Annotated in this window: 21 protein-coding genes; 12 read left to right on the forward strand and 9 right to left on the reverse strand. The window is 64.8% G+C overall.

Annotated features, from left to right (window positions below; translation table 11 throughout):
* Positions 1–87: 87 nt before the first annotated feature.
* The 5 genes from PQI07_RS22400 to PQI07_RS22420 all read right to left on the reverse strand — a co-directional run bounded on the left by PQI07_RS22400 (position 88) and on the right by PQI07_RS22420 (position 3,197).
* The gene (locus PQI07_RS22400; RefSeq protein WP_043345965.1) at positions 88–429 is read right to left on the reverse strand and encodes a hypothetical protein; all 342 of its coding nucleotides are present in this window, start codon (positions 427–429) and stop codon (positions 88–90) included.
* Positions 430–478: 49 nt separating this feature from the next.
* A complete protein-coding gene (locus PQI07_RS22405; RefSeq protein WP_274927409.1) occupies positions 479–1,042 on the reverse strand; it encodes a Uma2 family endonuclease in 564 nt (187 codons plus the stop codon).
* A 149-nt stretch (positions 1,043–1,191) separates the two neighbouring features.
* The gene (locus tag PQI07_RS22410; RefSeq protein WP_274927410.1) at positions 1,192–1,356 is read right to left on the reverse strand and encodes a hypothetical protein; all 165 of its coding nucleotides are present in this window, start codon (positions 1,354–1,356) and stop codon (positions 1,192–1,194) included.
* A 57-nt stretch (positions 1,357–1,413) separates the two neighbouring features.
* Positions 1,414–2,625, reverse strand: coding sequence for a M23 family metallopeptidase (locus tag PQI07_RS22415; protein ID WP_446720965.1), 1,212 nt, complete (start codon positions 2,623–2,625; stop codon positions 1,414–1,416).
* Positions 2,626–2,702: 77 nt separating this feature from the next.
* Positions 2,703–3,197 (reverse strand): peroxiredoxin, encoded by a 495-nt coding sequence (locus tag PQI07_RS22420; protein ID WP_446720966.1) that lies wholly within the window; start codon positions 3,195–3,197, stop codon positions 2,703–2,705.
* Between the two features lie 96 nt (positions 3,198–3,293).
* On the opposite strand from PQI07_RS22420, the gene PQI07_RS22425 reads away from it, so the two are divergent.
* The 5 genes from PQI07_RS22425 to PQI07_RS22445 all read left to right on the forward strand — a co-directional run bounded on the left by PQI07_RS22425 (position 3,294) and on the right by PQI07_RS22445 (position 5,674).
* Positions 3,294–3,434: a hypothetical protein gene (locus PQI07_RS22425; RefSeq protein ID WP_274927412.1), complete on the forward strand. Its 141-nt coding sequence runs from the start codon at positions 3,294–3,296 to the stop codon at positions 3,432–3,434.
* Positions 3,431–3,688 (forward strand): hypothetical protein, encoded by a 258-nt coding sequence (locus tag PQI07_RS22430; RefSeq protein ID WP_274927413.1) that lies wholly within the window; start codon positions 3,431–3,433, stop codon positions 3,686–3,688. The genes PQI07_RS22425 and PQI07_RS22430 overlap by 4 nt, the downstream gene beginning before the upstream one ends.
* Positions 3,689–3,717: 29 nt before the next feature.
* Positions 3,718–3,963, forward strand: coding sequence for a hypothetical protein (locus PQI07_RS22435; protein WP_274927414.1), 246 nt, complete (start codon positions 3,718–3,720; stop codon positions 3,961–3,963).
* 9 nt (positions 3,964–3,972) lie between these two features.
* Positions 3,973–4,194 (forward strand): hypothetical protein, encoded by a 222-nt coding sequence (locus PQI07_RS22440; RefSeq protein WP_274927415.1) that lies wholly within the window; start codon positions 3,973–3,975, stop codon positions 4,192–4,194.
* Positions 4,195–4,336: 142 nt separating this feature from the next.
* Positions 4,337–5,674: a hypothetical protein gene (locus PQI07_RS22445; protein ID WP_274927416.1), complete on the forward strand. Its 1,338-nt coding sequence runs from the start codon at positions 4,337–4,339 to the stop codon at positions 5,672–5,674.
* 2 nt (positions 5,675–5,676) lie between these two features.
* Here the strand turns inward: PQI07_RS22445 and PQI07_RS22450 are convergent, their stop codons facing one another.
* The 3 genes from PQI07_RS22450 to PQI07_RS22460 are packed head-to-tail and all read right to left on the reverse strand — an operon-like array spanning position 5,677 to position 8,056.
* Positions 5,677–7,146 carry a terminase gene (locus PQI07_RS22450; RefSeq protein WP_274927417.1) on the reverse strand — a complete coding sequence of 490 codons (1,470 nt, stop codon included), beginning with the start codon at positions 7,144–7,146 and terminating at the stop codon, positions 5,677–5,679.
* 2 nt (positions 7,147–7,148) lie between these two features.
* On the reverse strand, positions 7,149–7,526 hold the full coding sequence (locus tag PQI07_RS22455) for a hypothetical protein (RefSeq protein ID WP_274927418.1): 378 nt from the start codon (positions 7,524–7,526) through the stop codon (positions 7,149–7,151).
* Between the two features lie 17 nt (positions 7,527–7,543).
* Positions 7,544–8,056, reverse strand: coding sequence for a hypothetical protein (locus PQI07_RS22460; RefSeq protein ID WP_274927419.1), 513 nt, complete (start codon positions 8,054–8,056; stop codon positions 7,544–7,546).
* 126 nt (positions 8,057–8,182) lie between these two features.
* Between PQI07_RS22460 and PQI07_RS22465 the strand changes: the two genes are divergently transcribed.
* The 6 genes from PQI07_RS22465 to PQI07_RS22490 are packed head-to-tail and all read left to right on the forward strand — an operon-like array spanning position 8,183 to position 13,091.
* Positions 8,183–10,276 (forward strand): portal protein, encoded by a 2,094-nt coding sequence (locus PQI07_RS22465; protein ID WP_274927762.1) that lies wholly within the window; start codon positions 8,183–8,185, stop codon positions 10,274–10,276.
* A 27-nt stretch (positions 10,277–10,303) separates the two neighbouring features.
* Positions 10,304–10,891, forward strand: a complete 588-nt coding sequence (locus tag PQI07_RS22470) for a hypothetical protein (RefSeq protein WP_274927420.1) — start codon at positions 10,304–10,306, stop codon at positions 10,889–10,891.
* 28 nt (positions 10,892–10,919) lie between these two features.
* Positions 10,920–11,885, forward strand: a complete 966-nt coding sequence (locus PQI07_RS22475) for a hypothetical protein (protein ID WP_274927421.1) — start codon at positions 10,920–10,922, stop codon at positions 11,883–11,885.
* Position 11,886: 1 nt separating this feature from the next.
* Positions 11,887–12,381: a hypothetical protein gene (locus PQI07_RS22480; protein WP_274927422.1), complete on the forward strand. Its 495-nt coding sequence runs from the start codon at positions 11,887–11,889 to the stop codon at positions 12,379–12,381.
* Positions 12,378–12,779, forward strand: a complete 402-nt coding sequence (locus PQI07_RS22485; RefSeq protein ID WP_274927423.1) for a hypothetical protein — start codon at positions 12,378–12,380, stop codon at positions 12,777–12,779. The genes PQI07_RS22480 and PQI07_RS22485 overlap by 4 nt, the downstream gene beginning before the upstream one ends.
* Before the next feature lie 9 nt (positions 12,780–12,788).
* Entirely contained in the window at positions 12,789–13,091 is a 303-nt protein-coding gene (locus PQI07_RS22490) for a hypothetical protein (protein ID WP_274927424.1), read from the forward strand.
* Between the two features lie 109 nt (positions 13,092–13,200).
* On the opposite strand, the gene PQI07_RS22495 is transcribed toward PQI07_RS22490, so the two are convergent.
* On the reverse strand, positions 13,201–13,338 hold the full coding sequence (locus PQI07_RS22495; RefSeq protein WP_274927425.1) for a hypothetical protein: 138 nt from the start codon (positions 13,336–13,338) through the stop codon (positions 13,201–13,203).
* Positions 13,339–13,545: 207 nt separating this feature from the next.
* Here PQI07_RS22495 and PQI07_RS22500 point away from each other — a divergent pair, with 207 nt between their 5' ends.
* On the forward strand, positions 13,546–14,622 hold the full coding sequence (locus tag PQI07_RS22500; protein ID WP_274927426.1) for a hypothetical protein: 1,077 nt from the start codon (positions 13,546–13,548) through the stop codon (positions 14,620–14,622).
* Positions 14,623–14,665: the final 43 nt, after the last annotated feature.

Consider the following 14,665-nt stretch of genomic DNA (forward strand, 5'->3'; position numbering starts at 1 on the left):
CGTCCTGAGCGACGTCCGGTGACGCTGCGCCTCGTCAACGCCCGGCGGCCCGCGCGCGATCCGTTGCCGGCGCAGAGTTCCGGCCGCCTACATCGGCGTCCGCTCGGCCCGGCCCGTGAGCGCCACGTAGAAGCCCAGCCCGTCCTGGGCCGGGAGGGTCTGCAGGCGCTCGATCAGGCCGCGACGCTTCGCGTCGAGGAGCAGGCGGCCGGCCGGCTGGAACAGGGTCTCGCCCCCGCCCTCCGGCGGCGGATCGAGCCGGATCGCCACGGTCTTGCCCTTGGCGAAGCGGCTGCGCTCCAGCATGTCCTTGAGGGAGGCCTCGGCGGTCGCCCGGTTGGCGCCGCGCAGGTCGAGCACCGACTCGGCGTCGGTCACGCCGAGGGAGCCGCGCAGCTTGGCCGCGTAGAAGTCTTCGAAATGGGGCAAGTCTCGGTGCCTTGATGCGTCGCCGTTCGATCAGGTGGGGTGCGGGCGCTCAGAAGGCGAGGCCGCGGTAGATGTCGCGCACCGGCACCGCGCCGTCGAGTTCCGGCAGCGGCACGGTGCCGTCGAGCCCGAGGGCCGCGACGCTCCGGTCGTCCCCCGCGCGCCGCCAGACCTCGACCCGTGCCGCGTCGGAATAGACGATCGGCAGCACCGCGAGGCGCGGCACGGTCCGGCAGGTATCGATCTTGCGGCCGCGGTCGAGCCTCATGGTCGCGGGAAGGAGCCCCTCGGCGACGAGAAGCGGATCCGTGGCATCGCCCTCCGGCAGGGGCGGCCCGGCCCGCACCACCACATCGGGGACCGTCGCGAAATCGTCCCTCGCGGCGCGGGGGATCCCGAGATCCGGCATGGCGCGGCAGCCCCTGCCGTCCGCGAGATCGCCGATTCGTCGGATCAGGTTGGCGACGATCGCCCGATGCCGCTCCCGCGGCGGCGCCATCAGCACGGGTCCGCCGTCGGGCAGCTCCCGACGCTCGTGCGCGGGCCGGCTCTCCACCCAGAGCCTGAACTCGGACCCATCCATCCGCGCGTCGCGCTTCGCGGTCAGAGCCATCGCCGATCCCCGATCCCGACCCGATCGTAGCACCGGGGCGGCCGGCCGCAACAGCGCCGCCTCAGAAGGTCATCCGGGCGCGTCATCGTCGATCGCGGCGCTGCGGATCGCGAGCCCCGGATAGGCGCCGCAGCCCCGTTCTCGGGCCATCACGTCGAGACTTCGGGCGACCGTTGAAAACGATCAGCCGCGCGCGCGGCGGCGCCCTCAGCACCGTCGAGGACGTCCCCGCGCCCCTCGTCCGGGCACGGCTTCAGCCATCGCATGTCTTCGGCGACGCCCATGCGCGCGTCGCGCTTCACGGCCAATGCCATAGCGGGCTCCGAGCACGACGCGGAGGCTCGCACGATGCGGCCCTCCAGGGGGCGGACTCAGTCGGCTCCGAGCCGGGCCGTCGCGACGGTCGCGCCGGCGTCCAGGAAGCGCTGCGGATCCACCGGCGCGCCGTCGATGCGGGTCTCGTAATGCAGATGCGCCCCCGTGGAGCGCCCCGTCGAGCCGACCGAGCCGATGACGTCGCCCGCGGCCACGCGCTGCCCCGGGCGCACCCCGATCCGGGCGAGATGGCCGAACCGGGTGGTCAGGCCGTGGCCGTGGTCGATCTCGACCATGTTGCCGTACCCGCCCGCAGCCTCGGCGGTGACGACCCGGCCCGGCGCGGTGGCGCGGGCGGGCTCGCCGTACTCCGCCTTCAGGTCCAGCCCGGTATGCAGGGCGAGGCCGCGGGTGAAGGGGTCGAGGCGCGTGCCGAACGGGCTCGACACGATCGAGGCCCCCCGGATCGGACGGGCCAGGGGCAGGGTCGCGGCGACCCGGCGCAGGCGCTCGCCGTCGTCGAGCGTCCGCCGGGCCAGCGCGAGGCCCTCCGCGAAGCCGCTGCCGTCCAGGGCGCGGCCATTCAGGGGGACCAGCGGGCCGCCGAGTCCGGCGGCCGGCACGGCCGCATCGAAGCGGTCGGGATCGAGGCCGGTGCGGCCGATCAGGCCGCGCAGCCCCCGCACCGCGTCCCCGGCCCGGGCGGCCAGTCGGGCGAGGCGCTCGCCCTGGGCCGCCTGCAGGCCGTCGAGCCGGGCCTCCAGCCGGATCAGCCCGGTCTCCGCCTCGCGCGCGCTCCGGCGGGGCAGGGGCTCGATGGCGGACCGCGCCGGAGCCGCCCCCTCGGTCGGTCGCAGGAGAAGCCCGTCATAGCCGCCGCTGCGCGGTCCGTCGGACCGGTCGGGCAGGGCGCCGGTGGTGGAGGGCTCGGACAGGGCCTGCCGCTCGAGGTCGCCGAGAGCCGCGGTGCGCCGCTCCAGCTCGGCCTGGCGCTCCAGGGCGGCCGCGACCCGTTCGGCCAATCCGGCCTCGCTGCCCACCCTGTCGCGCCGGTCGCGGTCGAGGCGGTCCTGCAACTCGCCGATGCGCGCCTCGTAGGCGTCGCGCAGGGCGGCCTGCCGGGCGACGAAGCCGGCGAGCACGTCGTCGTGGAACACGATCAGGTAGGTGGCGCCGAGCGCCCAGACCAGCGCCAGGGCGAGGCCGGCGGCAAGCCAGGGGGCCGGCCGGCGCGGCCTGGGAAGCATGTGGAACTTCGGAGGATGCATCGGGACGGCCCCGGGGGAGCCGCCATTCAGACCTCAGTAGGGTTAAGGATCCGTCGCGGGCCGGGTCGTCCGGCCGGTCAGGGCAGGGCGCGGGCGGCCGTCAGCACGGCCTCGGCATGCCCCGGGACCTTCACCTTCGGCCAGATCTTCGCGATACGCCCCTCGCGGTCGACCAGCACGGTGGTGCGCTCCACGCCCATGTACTTGCGCCCATACATGCTCTTCTCGACCCAGACGCCGTAGGCTTCGAGCACGGCCTTGTCCTCGTCGGCGGCGAGCGGGAAGGCGAGTCCGTACTTGCCGCAGAACTTGTCGTGGCTCTTCACCGGGTCCGGCGACAGGCCGACGACCTTGGCGTCCGCCTCCGCGAAGGCCGGCAGGAGACCGTTGAAGTCCTGCGCTTCCAGCGTGCATCCGCTCGTGTCGTCCTTCGGGTAGTTGTGGAATAAGCCATATAAATCTGAGCAACTTGCCCGAGGTGCGGGACTTTTGCCCCGATTGAGATCATTGGGCTTTTTCCCTGAAGTCCCGCACCTTTTGCGCACGACCCTGGCGGGTGTTCCGCGGAACATTATATGTTAGGGTGCGACCCTCTGAGACTGGCTACAGGGGGTAGCTCAGCGATGCGCGCGAGAATAGTCGGACGCTATTTCAGAGATCGTGCCGAGATGACCGGCTTTCGCCTTGCAATGATCTTCGCGGCTGCGTGGACCCTGTTCTTCGCAGTGCTGTTCTTCGGCATCCCCGACGAGCCGCCGGACGTGCAGGGCCACCTGTTCGACAGCAGCCATGTGAGGCAGACCCAATGAGTGACGACGGTTTCCCCTACCCGGTCGATGTGCCCGGCAACTTCTCTAACGCCGGCATGCCCCTCGGGGACGCCCAGGATCCGCCCGTGGACCTCATGGCTCTGGAGGCGGCTAGGGACATCTGGGCGACCGTCCCGGAACTGCTGGAGCGCTCCAAGGCCCAGGCGGTCAGCCGCATCCAGCTCCGCGTCGAGAGCGCCATCAAGGCCGCCCTGGACCGCCACGAAGCGCTCGTCTGCCGGCGCACGCGCTGATCTTGTTCCCGGAACAACTGGAGGATCACATGAAGGTCATTGCGAAAGAACACCTGACCGCCGGCACGCTGATCGAGTACGGGCAGGCCGACGACGGCAGCGGGCACGCCGTCATCCTGTATCTGCACGATGGCAATGTGCGCGAGTGCAGGACGACCGAGGCGGATGTTCTGAAGAACCCTCCGAAGCCCGGTGACATCATCGTGGAGCATGCCACGCACATCGACTGGATGCCGTTCGATGAGTTCCGCGAGCAATACTCCGAAGTAGCCTGAGAGGAAGACATGGATCAGAAGTTCATTCAGTTCGTGCTAACGCCAGCCAAAAAAGGCGGATACGTCGTGCAAAACAGCGGCCCCAGTGCGAACTTCAACGAGTTCAATTTCGAGTTCGCTGGCACGCTCGACCAATGTCTGATGTTCGTCCGCGATCAGTACGTGCCGTTGGTTGAAGCTCCAAACCAACCACCAGCACCGGGAATGACTTATCGAGAAATGCTGGATTAAGCCATAACTCGGCCTAAGCCCAAAGTCTGATCTCATCTCGCCAGCACGAATACAGGCCCGTGGCAACCCCGCGGGCCTTTTCATTTGTTCCGCGGAACATCTTCTGGTAAGTGTTCCGGGAACAACTTCGGGAGTTGCCGGAATGCGCAAGTCTTTGTTCCTGATTTTAATGCTGCTGGCGACCAATGCGCTGGCATTCGACCCGGCGAAAGCGCCACGTTACCCGTCGCCGGATATGTATCGGCCGAACGTCGATAGCATCATCCTGCGTGGCAACAACTCGTCGGGCGACATCTCTACGATGTCAGTAAAGCCGACAGGCGCTGCTGTAGCCCAGACACTTGCTGACCTGATGGCTCAGCGTCTGAACATAAAAGGGAACGATCTTTCCCAGAGCAACTACGCTGGCCTTGGGCCATACATCACGTTCGGCAACACCGACGCGTTGAACTATCTCTACTCCCACCGTAACGGCACTCAGCCGTCGCTGCTCGGCACGGCCGCGACCGTGCGTAACACTGCCGGCTCTGGCACGTTCGGGCCAGTCGCTGCCGACTTCGCCCACATGTTTGCGACCCAGAAAGATAATTGGTCTACGGCGACAGGGAGTGCGGCGTTAGAAGGTGAGATCGACCCTGTTTTCGTAATTACTAATCAAGGTAAGAAAGGCGACACCGCTGGACTTCTGGTCAACGCCACGAAGCGGCGCGACAACCTAACCACCTTGCAGTCGGATGAAACTGGCGCGCCCAGCCTGTTTGAGGGCTCGGTTAGTCTTACGGATGCTTCTGGCAATATCTATCACAATATGCATTCCATCTTGGGCTTTGCCGAAAGTCCGCTGAATAATCCCGGTGGCCCCAATAGCATGTCGGGTGGCCGTGGGTTTGGTTCTTACAATGAAACCTTCCTAGGGACGTGGTTCTCCGCATTCCACGCGAGTTCGGTATCGACCGCGACTGGATGGCAGAACTACTTTAGCGGTGCGACGACGCGTGATCCTGCAACAATCAATTATCGCGTTGACAACAACGGCATCGTCTACTCCGGCTTCCCGGCGGCGCGCGTGAGCTACGGGTACGACGCAAACGCCGATGCGATGCTGTTCAAAGATCAGGCTGGAGCTACGATTGGGTTCATCGGGCGTACCAGTAAAGTCTGGGGTGCCATTGGTGGCATCCAGATCGGTGTCGGCGCGGTCCAAGCCTACCTCAACGCCAAATCAGGCACCGCGACCATACCGGCCAATATGGCCAGTCTTGCAGTCGCTGACGTTACGACGCTGGCAATAACCGGTGCGCAGCCGGGGGATATGGTCACGGTGTCCACAGTCATCGCTGACAGTGGCCTATCCGGCTATCGCCTCTTTGGCGTCGTAACTGCTGCGGGTGTCGTCACTATCCGGGCGCAGAACCTCAACCCAACAACTGCGGGTGGAACTGCCATATCGTTCACCGCGAAGGTCGAGCGCTTCCAATAAGCTCACGTCCACGCACCAACGGGCATCCGGCGTCTGACAGCGCCGGGTGCCCTTCTGTTTGCGAAGATCTGCGTGGTCAGGTACTCGCCCAGCCCGCTGTTCGTGGCGAGGCACACGTACTGGAGCGCGTCCACCACGTCCGACCACGGGTTCTTTTTCTCGGGCAGCGGGGCGAGGTTGCCGTTGCGGCGCTTGGCGTAGCGGTACTCGATGGACAGGGCACGTACGAGCGTCGGGCAGTTCTGCTGGTCGATCAATATGCCGGGGTCTTCACCCACGTTGTGGAGGAAATGGCTCTCCACCGCGGCCAGCCGTTTGTCGATGGCGTTCGACGGAGCGGGGTAGGCCCGGTAGTTCTCCTTGTTCAGGTAGTCGAACGGGCTCTCATCGAACACTTGTCCGCCGGCCACGCCGCTCGGGTCGCCGATGATGTAGAACGGCAGCCCGGCAAACCGAGGCGACAACAGGGCCGGGCGCAGGCTTTCCTTGACGTGCTGCTCCAGGCCCATGTTGACCGAGATCAGCTCCTCCAGCACCAGCAGGCGGTCGCGGCTGTCCTGCTGGCAGATGACCGCGCATGGGTTGCGTCCGAAGTCCTGCCCGATGATCAGCGTCCGGCCACGCACCGGGGTCAGTTTGTCCACGACGTGCCGGTCGCCATTGAACGAGTTGACGAACACGGTCTGACCCGATGGGTCGGCGCCGTACTTGGCGTGGATGTAGCGGTCGCACCAGTCCTTGCCCTGGCCCGCGGCCATCGCATTGATGTAGTAGGTCCGGCCTTGAGCACGGCGGCGTTCGTCGTTAACCGGGAGCTTCAGGGTATCCTCGGTCTGTAGCAGCCACTCAAGGTTCTCGGCGTCGTCGTCCATGCCGCCGGGCTGGATGAACACCTCGCAGTTCGAGGGCGTCTCCAGGGCCATCAGGCGGTGCCAGTCCGATCCGCGGGAAGGCATGTTGGTGTCGGCGATGATGCCGTACCACGTACACCCACCCTGTGCGCCGGAGGGGTATCGACCGCAGCGGCCGGTGATCGCCTGCACGAGGTCGGTGGAGATGTCGATGGCCTCCGACATCCATGCGCCAGTGAGCTGGGATGAAAGCAGACGGGACTGATCCTCTGCGTCCTCCAGGGGGATCAAGATCCACTCGGAGTTGACACTGGTGCCATCCGCGAGCTGCATCTTGATGACCACCGTCTTGGCCTGGGCCCGGTAATCGTGGATGCCGGCGAGCCACTGCCGGATGTCCTTCAGCACCGTGTCCTCAAGCTGCTTAAGGGTTTTGCGCACGATGGCGAAGCGGGTGTAGCGCACGCCGTCCGGCGCGGGCCGCTGCTCGATGGCACGGCGCAGCACCTCAAAGATGCAGCCCGTGGTCTTGCCCGAGCCCACCGGCCCGGCGACGATGCGGAAGAACGCAGTCGAGCGCATGAACGCCGCCACAGTGGGCGGCGCGTCGAAGCGGATCATGCTCATTGGGCATCGCCCTCGGGCAGATCATCCATCGTTGCTTCGCGCAACGTTTCGGTCGCGCCTTTGTCTAAGGCCTTCGACCCATCCATGTCCTTCGCTTGAGGGCCATCGGCGTCGAAGGGGAGCGCCCAGTCTTCCTGCACATTGCCTATTATGCGGTTCTGCAACAGAGCCATCCCGCCCAGGATGCAGTTTCGCGGGCAATCACCGCCCCATGAGTGCAGCGCATTCATGCTGCCGCGCTCAATCATCACAATCGCCATCCCGACGAGTGTGCCGGACTTGACCCGCTCGACTAGGGCCTGCGCTGATTTCAGCATGTCCTCATCCACGACCGGCGCCGCGGGTTTGGGCTTGAACTCTTTGATCTCGGCCATGTTGTTCCCCGGAACAATTATGCGTCTTCGGCATCCCGCGAGATCGGCAGGGCGTCTATCGTCACCGCCGGCTTCTGGGCATCCATGTTGATCACGATCTGCACGCCGCCCTCGCCGGAGCCGCCGGAGGCGCGCTCGCCGATGCCGCCGCCCTTCATGAAGGTCTTGACCAGCTCGACCTTCGCGGCGGTCAGGCCCTCCTTCAGGATCTCATCGAGCAGCGACGGCAGGGCCAGCTCCAAGCCGGTCTCCATCTTCGCCTTGATGCGGGTGGCCGCCGACGACGTGGCGCCCCAGGCCATCATGGCTTCGCGGTAGAGCTGCTGGAAGATGTCCAGCTTGAGCAGTTCATCGAACTCGGCCCGCGTCATGCTGTGGCTGCGCAGGATGTGCTCGATGGGCATGATGTCCATCGCCAGTTCCGAAGCGAGCGAGACCATCAGCTTGTGGCTGTTGCCTCGGGTCTGGACGGCGGTCTGGACGAGTTTATTGCGCAGATCCGTCTCAATCTGCATCGACACAGTTGACATCTGGCGGTCCTATAGCTTTCCGAACGGTTATCATGTACTAGCTATTCTGGCGAGTGCCGCGCACGCAAATAATCGTAGGGCGTCATCTTGGCCGGTTTGCAAGTCAACAGGACATTCGTGCAGTCGATGTCCCCCGCGGAACTCGCGGAGAAGGAAGATCGCGACCGCGACGAGAAATATGGTCAGGCGCTCGGTGAGCAAGTGGCCTCTGATCTCGCGAACTACATCAACCGGATGTGGTACGTCATGCGAGATCACCGCTCGTCCGCGGCCGGCTGGAACCACCGCCTGCTCGGGGCGCAGCGCGCGTTCAACCGCGAGTACGATCCGCGCAAGCTCGCCGAGATCCGGGAGTTCGCCGGGTCCGAGGTGTATGCCGGTATCGTCGCCGGGAAGTGCCGGGGCGCCACGTCGCTGCTGCGCGAGGTGTATCTGGAGGTGGAGCGCCCCTGGGGCCTGGACCCGACGCCGGAGCCGTCGCTGCCCCAGTCGATCCAGGAGGCCATCCAGGAGCTGGTGCAGGCCGAGGTGCGAGCCATGGTGGCAGCGGGTGCGGGTATGCCCGACCCGAACGCCATCCGTGACCGCCTACAGGGACTGGTCAACGAGGCTATCGGCGCGAACAAGCGCAAGGCCCGTGAGCAGGCGGCACGCGCAGAGGACGCGGTGGACGACTACCTCGCCGAGGGCGGGTTCTATACCGCACTCGCCGAGTTCTTGAACGACCTCCCGATCTTCCCCTTCGCCTGCATCAAGGGGCCGGAGGTGCGCGTCGCGCCACAGATGAAGTGGACCAAGGGACCGGACGGGCGCCCGAAGGCGGTGCAGCAGAACAGCGCGAAGATGTTCTGGTCGCGCAAGTCGCCGTTCGACATCTACTGGACGCCGGGCGTGAGCGACATCCGCGACGGCGACGTGATCGAGATCAACCGCTACACCCGCGCCGACCTGAACGCGCTGATCGGCGTGCCGGGCTATGTCGAGGAGAACATCCGTGCTGTGCTTCGCGAGTACGGCACCCGTGGGTGGAAGTCGTGGACCGACCCGACCGACAGCGAACGCGCCAGGGGTGAGAACCGCGAGAGCCCGAGCACGAACAATTCCGGCATCATCGACTGCGTGGAGTTCCACGGCTCGGTCCAGGGCAAGCTGCTCCGGGACTGGGGGTTCGATGAAGACGACGTGCCCGACCCCGACCTCGATTACTTCATCCAGGCGTGGCTGATCGGTCGCTACGTCATCAAGGCGCAGCTCCATCCGAGCCCGCGCAAGCGAGCGCCATACTTCATCACCTCGTTCGAGAAGGTTCCCGGCACGCCCGTGGGCAACGCCCTGCCGGACATCCTTGGCGACCATCAGGATGTCGGCAATGGCATCCTGCGGGCCATCGTGAACAACATGGCGATGTCGTCCGGCCCCCAGGTCATGATCAATGATGATCGGATCGAGGGCGGTGGAGACAACGACGACATCTACCCGTGGAAGCGCTGGCACTATCGGGACAACCCAATGAACCGCGGCTCTGCGGCCGTGCCGCCTGTCGGGTTCTACCAGCCGCAGGACAACTCATCTCAATACTTCGTCAACTACGAGAAGATCTGTCAACAGGCCGACGAGCTGTCGGCGATCCCGCGCTACGTCACCGGCTCCGACCGCATGGGCGGTGCGGGGCGTACGGCGTCCGGTCTGGCGATGCTCATGGGCAACGCCAACAAGATCCTAAAGAACGTGTGCGCCAACATCGACCGCGATGTCATGGAGCCTCTGATCCAGATGCTCTACGACTTCCTGCTACTCACCGATCAGTCGGGTATGTTCCAGGGCGACGAGACGATCCGCGTCCAAGGTGTGCAGGTCGCTGTCCAGCGTGAGACCGAGCGGCAGCGGCAGATGGAGCTGTTGCAGGCGACGAACAACCCGACCGACTTCACTATCATGGGACCGCTTGGGCGTCGTGCGCTGCTCGGGGCTGTGGCCAAAGGTGTCGGCCTGCCCGGTGAGGAGATCGTGCCCACGGTCGAGGAACTTCAGGACCGTCTCCAGAAGCAGGCTCAGGCCGCACAGGCACAGGCCCAGGCGGCTCAGGCGCAGCAGATTGAGCAGGAGGGCGAGCGTTCGCTGCCTAGCCCTGGCGGGGGTCCCCAGGCCGGCACAGCGCCAGCCGGGCCCAACACAGATCTCGGAGTACCCGAGAGTGCCCCCGTGCGGGGAATGGTGTAAGTTGTTCCGCGGAACAGGAGAGACGACATGAAGAAGATCACGATGCTCGCCGGGGCGCTGCTCGCCGGCCTCTGCGCTTATAATGCCGAAGCGCAGACCCAGACTGCGGTGGGACGTGCCGCCTTCGTCGCCAACACCGACGTGCAGGTCTCGGGCGCCCCGATCACGCGTCCGGCGAACACTACCGCGTATGCCGTGGGCCAGCTCGTGGCCAACGATACCGTGGCGGCAAATGTCGCCCCGATCCCGATTGCGATATGCAGGGCGTCGGGTGATGTCGGGCTCCTGAAGGGGCTGCGCGTGGAGAAATCCAGCCCGAACATCACCAACGCTTCGTTCCGCATCCATCTGTTCCGCATCGCACCGACCATGACCAATGGCGATGGCGGCGTGTACTTGCCGGCCAATGGCCGTGCATCGGCCGAGATTGGTTACTTCGACGTGACCATGGATCTTGCCTACGGAGATGGTGCCAAAGGTACTGTGGCGATCAGTGAGCGCGGGTACACCTGCCCTCCAACAGCCGCTAACCTCTATGCGTTGATTGAGGCGCGTGGTGCTTACACACCCGTCTCGGGCGAGGTGTTCAATGTAGCGTTCGAAGCACGCCACTGATACATTACGAACAAGGCGGGAGCTGCACATGAATATATGTAAGATCATTGCAGCTCTCGCGCTGCTCTTTCAAGCGGGACCGGCGCTGGCGCAAGCCACGAATACTTGGCCACGGATGATCCCAGTGCGGCCTGATGGGTCTGTAATCGATCCAGGGTCCGTTGGCGGTGGTGTGGGTGGCTCGGTCACGCAGGGTACCACGCCCTGGGTAATCTCGGGCAACTCGACGGCCAATGCGTCGGGCAACCCTATCTTCACGCAGGTCGTGAACTTCCCGGCTTCTCAGGCCGTCACGAACGCCGGCACTTTCGCGGTTCAGAACACCGCAGCGACGCCGGCCGGTGCGAACGTCATCGGGCGGGTCGGCATCGATCAGACGACGCCTGGGACGACGAACGCCGTCGTCGCGCAAGGGCAGTACACCACCACGCCGCCGACGCTCAGCAACAACGCCTATGCGGCTCCGCAACTCGACGCCAACGGGCGCGTGCTCGTGTCGATCGGTCAGACGCTCGCGGCGGGCGGCACGTCGCCGGGGCTCGCCAACTCAATCCAGGGCATCACCAACGGTGTGCCTGTCCCGATGAGCGCGGCATCGCTGCCGCTCCCGGCCGGCGCCGCCACGGCGGCGAACCAAGCCACCGAGATCACGGCGTTGCAGACCGCCGCGTTGCGTGCCGTCCCGTTCTCGGAGGCCAGCGCAGCCGCTGCGGCTTCAGGCGCCACGATCTTCGGAGGCTCCCGCGATGCCGGTGCCGCGTCGCCGTGGTCCAAGTTCAACGCTTTGGTCAGCTCCAACCAGAGCGGCACGCTGGTCGTTCAGGGCTCGAACGACAACTTCACGACCGGCGTCATCATCGGCTCGACCGCGATTACCGCCAACGTCTCTGCCTACATCACGGTCCCGCTGCTCTACCGGTACAACCGGGCCTACTTGGTCAACGGCGCCACCGCCGCGACCTACAGCATGAACACCAGCTACACGGCGAACTGACATGCGCCGCACCGTCTTCACCACTCTATTATGCGCCGCGGTAGCGGGCGGCGCGTATGCGCAGGCTGTCCAGAACGGCCAGCTTCAGATCGCCCCTGCGGTGGTCCCTAACAGCGACTATCTGGCGTCGGCCGGTGCCCGCATGTCGCCAAGCATGCCGTTCTATCGGATCGGCGAGCCGTTTATTATCCCATTCACGCCCACGAGCGGCGCGGTCGAGGTGCCAGTTAACTACCCTCCTCAGACAACTTCGTTTCGCTACGTGGTCAAGGCACCATGTGCTGTTCGACTGCGCGGACGCATATCGGGGTCGCCGTTTGTTCCTGTGACCGAAACAACTGGCTGGTATTGGCCAGGGGGCTCTTTCGATATTTTTACATCGCTACAGCCAATATCGGTGTCCGTCATCGGAGTAGATGGTCCATTTGCGTCCGTGCAGCCAGCTCAAAAAGCGTGCTCTGGCACGGTTGAGCTTCAGCCGGGAACTGGTCAATGATCCGCAACGCATGGCTTATTGCGTTTTTCCTTGCGACGCATCCTGTGGTAGCTCGTGGAGGCTACACCCCATGGTTTCCGCAGGATGGAGCCCAGGGCTCCGTAGGTCCGGCGGGCGCACCCAAGCGGATTGAGCGCTACACCGCTGTGGCCAATGCAAGCGGCATTGCTATTTTTACTTGGACTGCATGCACGAGCACGGCCGATGTCGATGTGATTACCGGCTGGGTCACGATCAACGGCCTCGTGCAGATGGTGACGGGTGCTGTCGTCACCCAGAGTTTGTCCGGTGCCACGGCTAACGTGAAGGTGTCCCAAGGCACCTTGGCGCTGACCGCGAGCCCGTTCACCACCGCTCCGCAGGGCACGAACCTCACCGTGCGGATGATGTGCAACTAGGAGAGCACAATGAAGACCATGAAGAACAAGTCCATGGGCGTGCGTGCCGGTGTCAATGTTCCTCGCGGTAGCAAAGCCCCGGTCGGTCACACTGCCCGTACCGGGGCCCAAGCGCCCGGCGTAACCGGGGTCAAGAAGATGGGCGGTGACAGCCGGTTCGCGGCCAAGCCGGGCGGCAAGGCCAGCATCGGTAATCAGTCGGTCGGCGCCTCCCCCACGGGCCGTACGCAGCGAGGTGGTGGTAGTGGCAGCTCGACCGGCCCGAAGGGTCGTAAGGGCGCCGGCCAGGACGACAGCGGCAACACGCTGTAGTGCGGCGCCCCCGCACCACGAAGGTTGTCGCCTCCCGGTCGGTCTCGACCGTGGGGGCGACCTCCGGGTCTAGGGCCAAGGACAAGTCGCAACCGAGGATCAGCTTCGGTCAGACCGGCGTCATCGACTTCGGCGTCGGGAAGGGCAAGAAGCCAACCACGAAGAAGCCGAGAAAATGACGAGAAGCGCCGAGATCCACCACGCTCTGCTGGAGTCCGCCCAGAGGTTGAAGAAGATTGCCCCACATGAGTGGGGCACTTTTTTGCATTCGCTGTCTGCTTCAGCAGAAATCGATAACGAGAACTTGCTTTCCGCGGAGCCAAGCAGCATTTTGCATGCCCAGGGCAGGGCCGTTGCTATGCAGCAGCTCTGCCTTAACTTGATAACTGCGGATGAGCAGTTGGCCAGAGCCGCCACTATCGCAAAGCGCACACGGTAAACCGAGGGATCGACAATGGCCGTTATCGAAGCAACGGGCCCCGAAAGCCTGGATATGAGCGTGGTGCCGAAGCATCTGCGCGCACGTTCCGCGGCTGCCGACGTGGCCTTGAAGAACATGCGTGAGGGCAGGGCGCCTGATCAGGCCGCTGAGCCGGCCCAGGAGGGCGGCGAGCGCCAGGAGGGTGGCGAGCGCCAGGGCGAGCAGCAGGCGCCACTCACGACCTCCGCTGAGCCCCAGCGGGTCGAACAGCGTCAGGACGGCAAGCCCGAGGACTGGGAGCAGCGTTACCGCTCGCTCCAGGGCCAGTTCGAGCCGCTGCGCGAGGCAAACCGCACCCAGCGGCAGGAGATCGATCAGCTCCGTATGGCCGTGAGCGGGCTGGAGGAGCAGATCCGTGCGCAGGGCGGCAGTAAGCCAGCGAATACGGAGGAGCCCAAGGAGTTCGACATCGCCAGCGTGCTCTCCGAGGAGGAGCGCGAGGACTGGGGTGATGTCGCTGGTATCATCGACCGCGCCGTCAAGGCTGCACAGAAGCCGCTGCTGGCCAAAATCGAACAGCTCCAGGGTAAGACTGAGCAGCGCGACCAGTTCGAGCAGTCGAAGAACCGCGAGGAAATGCACAAGGCTCTCGACAAGGAAGTGCCGAATTGGGAGGAAATCAACAAAGACCCGGCATTCTTCAAAGACTGGCTGCTGAAGACTGACGAAGCCTCTGGACTTTCGTATTCCACCTTGCTACAGCAGGCATACAGCCGCAATGAAGCCGGGCGCGTCGCGTTCTTCTTCAAGCGGTATCTGTCCGAGAAGGACGGAGCCTCGCCAGAGGGCCAGAAAGGTCAGGGACAAGGTAGAGCGTCGGCTCCCAAGTCTCTCGATCAATTCGCGGCGCCGGGCAAGGGCAAGACGGTCGCGGACCCAGGTCGCACGAGCGATCAGGGGGACGGGCGTCGTTTCACACTCTCCGACTATACCAGGTTCCACAACGACAAGGCACTCGGCCGTCTTCGTATGACGACAGCCGAGATCAAGCAGCGCGAAGCTGATCTTGATCAAGCCTATCGCGATGGAACCCTCGACCTCAGCAAGTAGTCGCCGGCCCTTAGTTGTTCCGCGGAACAGGAGGTGCCGGTTC

The sequence above is a fragment of the Methylobacterium sp. 092160098-2 genome, assembly GCF_028920805.1.
Taxonomy (GTDB): domain Bacteria; phylum Pseudomonadota; class Alphaproteobacteria; order Rhizobiales; family Beijerinckiaceae; genus Methylobacterium; species Methylobacterium fujisawaense.

Excerpts from the sequence above, each read along its gene's own strand:
- PQI07_RS22405 (WP_274927409.1), bottom strand. The coding sequence starts at position 1,042 with ATGGCTCTGACCGCGAAGCGCGACGCGCGGATGGATGGGTCCGAGTTC.
- PQI07_RS22410 (WP_274927410.1), bottom strand. The coding sequence starts at position 1,356 with ATGGCATTGGCCGTGAAGCGCGACGCGCGCATGGGCGTCGCCGAAGAC.
- PQI07_RS22415 (WP_446720965.1), bottom strand. The coding sequence starts at position 2,625 with ATGCATCCTCCGAAGTTCCACATGCTTCCCAGGCCGCGCCGGCCGGCC.
- PQI07_RS22420 (WP_446720966.1), bottom strand. The coding sequence starts at position 3,197 with ATGTTCCGCGGAACACCCGCCAGGGTCGTGCGCAAAAGGTGCGGGACT.
- PQI07_RS22425 (WP_274927412.1), top strand. The coding sequence starts at position 3,294 with ATGACCGGCTTTCGCCTTGCAATGATCTTCGCGGCTGCGTGGACCCTG.
- PQI07_RS22430 (WP_274927413.1), top strand. The coding sequence starts at position 3,431 with ATGAGTGACGACGGTTTCCCCTACCCGGTCGATGTGCCCGGCAACTTC.
- PQI07_RS22435 (WP_274927414.1), top strand. The coding sequence starts at position 3,718 with ATGAAGGTCATTGCGAAAGAACACCTGACCGCCGGCACGCTGATCGAG.
- PQI07_RS22440 (WP_274927415.1), top strand. The coding sequence starts at position 3,973 with ATGGATCAGAAGTTCATTCAGTTCGTGCTAACGCCAGCCAAAAAAGGC.
- PQI07_RS22445 (WP_274927416.1), top strand. The coding sequence starts at position 4,337 with ATGCGCAAGTCTTTGTTCCTGATTTTAATGCTGCTGGCGACCAATGCG.
- PQI07_RS22450 (WP_274927417.1), bottom strand. The coding sequence starts at position 7,146 with ATGATCCGCTTCGACGCGCCGCCCACTGTGGCGGCGTTCATGCGCTCG.
- PQI07_RS22455 (WP_274927418.1), bottom strand. The coding sequence starts at position 7,526 with ATGGCCGAGATCAAAGAGTTCAAGCCCAAACCCGCGGCGCCGGTCGTG.
- PQI07_RS22460 (WP_274927419.1), bottom strand. The coding sequence starts at position 8,056 with ATGTCAACTGTGTCGATGCAGATTGAGACGGATCTGCGCAATAAACTC.
- PQI07_RS22465 (WP_274927762.1), top strand. The coding sequence starts at position 8,183 with ATGTCCCCCGCGGAACTCGCGGAGAAGGAAGATCGCGACCGCGACGAG.
- PQI07_RS22470 (WP_274927420.1), top strand. The coding sequence starts at position 10,304 with ATGAAGAAGATCACGATGCTCGCCGGGGCGCTGCTCGCCGGCCTCTGC.
- PQI07_RS22475 (WP_274927421.1), top strand. The coding sequence starts at position 10,920 with ATGAATATATGTAAGATCATTGCAGCTCTCGCGCTGCTCTTTCAAGCG.
- PQI07_RS22480 (WP_274927422.1), top strand. The coding sequence starts at position 11,887 with ATGCGCCGCACCGTCTTCACCACTCTATTATGCGCCGCGGTAGCGGGC.
- PQI07_RS22485 (WP_274927423.1), top strand. The coding sequence starts at position 12,378 with ATGATCCGCAACGCATGGCTTATTGCGTTTTTCCTTGCGACGCATCCT.
- PQI07_RS22490 (WP_274927424.1), top strand. The coding sequence starts at position 12,789 with ATGAAGACCATGAAGAACAAGTCCATGGGCGTGCGTGCCGGTGTCAAT.
- PQI07_RS22495 (WP_274927425.1), bottom strand. The coding sequence starts at position 13,338 with ATGTGGGGCAATCTTCTTCAACCTCTGGGCGGACTCCAGCAGAGCGTG.
- PQI07_RS22500 (WP_274927426.1), top strand. The coding sequence starts at position 13,546 with ATGGCCGTTATCGAAGCAACGGGCCCCGAAAGCCTGGATATGAGCGTG.